Below are 2,861 nucleotides of genomic sequence, written 5' to 3' on the forward strand. Positions count from 1 at the left end.
GGGGCGGCGGCTTCCCCCACAGGACCAGCATCCTGACCGCCACCGGCCGCTCCCGCCGCCCTTTGACCGTCGTTGACCGGGGCCGGACAGGCCCCGCCGCTGGCGCGCTCGTCCTGCTGTTCGGCCTGCCGGTCAGCCGCATCTCCGCCCCGACATCACCGAACGCACGGCCATCACCACCACGACAAGCCCCGCCGGCCGCACCATCACCCTTGTGCAGGCCTGATGCGGGGCGGGGCCACCTTCACCCTGAGGCCATTTTCGGGTCAGGATGTCGACGAGGCCGCCTTCCTGGAGAGCAATCTGATCCGATTGGGTGGATGGTGATTTCCGGGCCTTAAATCAAGATTGTTCTGTTCTTCCGGTGACACGTCAGGTCCATCAGGTTGCCCCTTGTGGTCACCCTTCGAGGGGATCCGGGCGGCCGGGCAGCGTGAACGTCTCCGGTCCGGACCCGGTCCCGCGTCACGGGGACAGCGCGGTGACGAGACAGCAGATCCCGGCGGCGGCCCACATCCCGGCCCAGACGAACCGTCCCACATCGCGTCCGGTCGATCCGATGGAGAACACCGTCGGGTCGGCCTCGTGGTGGACGAGTACCCGCCGCCCTACCCGGTAGTTGCGTTCCGTCGCCGACCGGGCCCAACCGACGTGGCGGGTGCCGTCGCGGGTGACGTACTCCACCTTCGGCCGGTAGAAGGTCACGTCGTCACCGTGTTCCTTCCTGTCGACGTCGACGACGACGCCCTGGGCCACACGGCCGGTCAGCCGGCTCACGAGCCGGCGTTGCAGGCGCCAGAGCTGCTCGACGGCCCAGGCCAAGAGCAGAACACCCCCGATGCCCAACCCCCAGCGGCTCTCCGTCCCGCCTTCGGTGCCGCCGGCCAGCGATACGTGCGGCTCGGCGAGGCCGGTGACGGCCCATGCGGCCGACAGGAGCTCCACGCGATCGCCCGCCCCTCCACATCGCCTGTCCGGACCCGGCGTGAGCCGGTGTTTTTCCCCGCGGCTACGGAACGGCGCAAACACCCCCATGCAAGGTAACTGATCCGTTGCGGGTATGCCTTCCGTGGCGCTGCCGTGGGTGGTCTCGATGGTGCGGCGTGAGACGGGGAGCGGATCGCCCGGTCCGGTGAAGCTGTCGCGGCGGGGCCATGGCCGGGGTGTCACCGTCTCCCATGAGCGGACCCACGATGGCAGGTGTCCTCGCGCCCGGATTACGCTCGCGGTCGTCGCAGCAGTTCCTCGACGGTCGACGCGACACGGCGGCTCATCTCGTCGGGGGTCGTGCCGAGAGCGGTGCAGCGGGCCTCGACGGGGCCGTCGAGCCACAGCGTCACATAGCCGATCGCCAGCGACCAGAACATGTGCAGCACGGGCTCCGGGTCGCCGGGAGGAACAGCGCCTTCGTCCTGCGCGGCCAGGACGGTCGACCGTAGCAGCTCGATCGGACGTGCTCCTGCCGCCGTCACCTCCGGGTGCGCGGCTGGCTCGGCGAGTTCGGGGCGCAGCATCACGCGCATGTGCGCGGAATGGTCGGCGGCGAAGCCGGCGTAGGCCACGAGCAGGTCGCGTAACGCGGCGACGGCGTCGGAACCGCCGGCCCGAGCGGCGTCGAGCCGGGTGAACAGCAGGTCGTGTCCGTCGACGACAATCGCCGCGAACAGCGCCGCACGGTCGGTGAAGTGGTGGTACGGCGCGCCCGAGCTGACTCCGAGCTCCCGCGACGTGCCGACCACCATCATCGAAACCGCCGAGTCCTCATCACGACCGGCGCCATCCCCGGCCACTGAACGCACCGGCAGCCGATCGAGCCGGCACGGCCAGCCGAGAGCAGCGACGACGCTCAGCCCTCCGAACCGGGGACTTAATGGGCGCATGTGACAGCAGGGGTCCCAATATCCTCGTCGGGTCTCTCGGTCAGCGTGAGCGGTACGCGTCGGACCGATGTTCGACGGCGGTTACGGTAACGGTACGGTTCTCCTCATCGATCTCGTACAACACCCGGTAGCTGCCGCGCCGGGCGGACCAGGTGCCCTCGTACGGTGGGAGCAGGAGGCGTTTGCCGAGCCGGTGGGGGTTGTTCAGGAGCGTGGTCGTGATGAACTCGTGGACGGCCGCCGCGATCTTCTCGGGCGGTCTGCCGGCGAGAGCGCGTGCCGCGGGGCCGGTGATCAGAAGTTTGAACGGCTCGCCGGTCTCACTCATGTCGCGCGAGGCCGCTCGGCGCTCCGCGCCCGTTTCACCATGAGCGCGGTGAGCTCCTCGGCATCGAGCACGTCGCCGGCTTCGACCGCGTCTCGGGACTCCGCGAGCTGCCGCATCGCCTCCCGGCTCGCCAGCACATCCAGTGTCTCCTCCAGCGCCGCGAGGTCATCGGGGGAGATGAGGACCGCCACGGCGTGCCCATGACGGGTGATCTCCACCCGCTCATGGGTCCGCTCCACCTCGTCGATGAGCTCCGACAGGCGGTTGCGCGCATCGGTGAACGGCATGACGGTCATAGCGTCGAGCGTACCAGGAACTGGCGCGAACTAAAGGCAGATTGCTGGCACGGCGTGCGTGTGGACCGCGCTCTCGCGCCTGTCCGCGAGCTCGTCGGCGTGCGGGTAGTCGAGGCGGCGGTCGTCACAGTCGAGGCCGGGGAATCTGGCGAAGCGGCCGGACCGGGCGTCGTCGCTTCGGGTGGGTGCAGACAGGATGGTTGCCGTGACCGAGGATGTCTGGGCTGGCCTGACGGACCGGTTCGTCGAGGGCGCGTACGCGACGGTGAAGGGCCGGGTGCGCACGTATGTCCTGCACCGCCACCTGATGGATCACCTGCCGCCGCCACCGGCAGCCGTGCTCGACGTGGGCGGAGG

Annotated in this window: 4 protein-coding genes and 1 pseudogene; 1 reads left to right on the forward strand and 4 read right to left on the reverse strand. The window is 69.6% G+C overall.

The genetic code is table 11. The features are described 5' to 3' along the window. Positions 1 to 465: 465 nt before the first annotated feature. From NBX02_RS17185 to NBX02_RS17200, 4 genes are all read right to left on the reverse strand, one after another. Positions 466 to 945, reverse strand: a complete 480-nt coding sequence (locus NBX02_RS17185) for a DUF3592 domain-containing protein (protein WP_250292204.1) — start codon at positions 943 to 945, stop codon at positions 466 to 468. A gap of 272 nt (positions 946 to 1,217) precedes the next feature. Next, a complete protein-coding gene (locus NBX02_RS17190; protein WP_250292207.1) occupies positions 1,218 to 1,742 on the reverse strand; it encodes a TetR/AcrR family transcriptional regulator in 525 nt (174 codons plus the stop codon). Between the two features lie 178 nt (positions 1,743 to 1,920). Then, complete coding sequence (locus NBX02_RS17195) at positions 1,921 to 2,208, reverse strand: type II toxin-antitoxin system RelE family toxin (RefSeq protein WP_047221767.1); 288 nt, start codon at positions 2,206 to 2,208, stop codon at positions 1,921 to 1,923. After that, entirely contained in the window at positions 2,205 to 2,504 is a 300-nt protein-coding gene (locus NBX02_RS17200; protein WP_047221768.1) for a type II toxin-antitoxin system Phd/YefM family antitoxin, read from the reverse strand. Before NBX02_RS17200 ends, NBX02_RS17195 begins: the two co-directional genes overlap by 4 nt. A 196-nt stretch (positions 2,505 to 2,700) precedes the next feature. On the opposite strand from NBX02_RS17200, the pseudogene NBX02_RS23310 reads away from it, so the two are divergent. Next, positions 2,701 to 2,861 (forward strand): annotated as a pseudogene (locus NBX02_RS23310) (SAM-dependent methyltransferase); the annotation flags it as partial.

Source organism: Protofrankia sp. CiP1_Cm_nod1 (assembly GCF_920888515.1).
Lineage (GTDB): Bacteria > Actinomycetota > Actinomycetes > Frankiales > Frankiaceae > Protofrankia.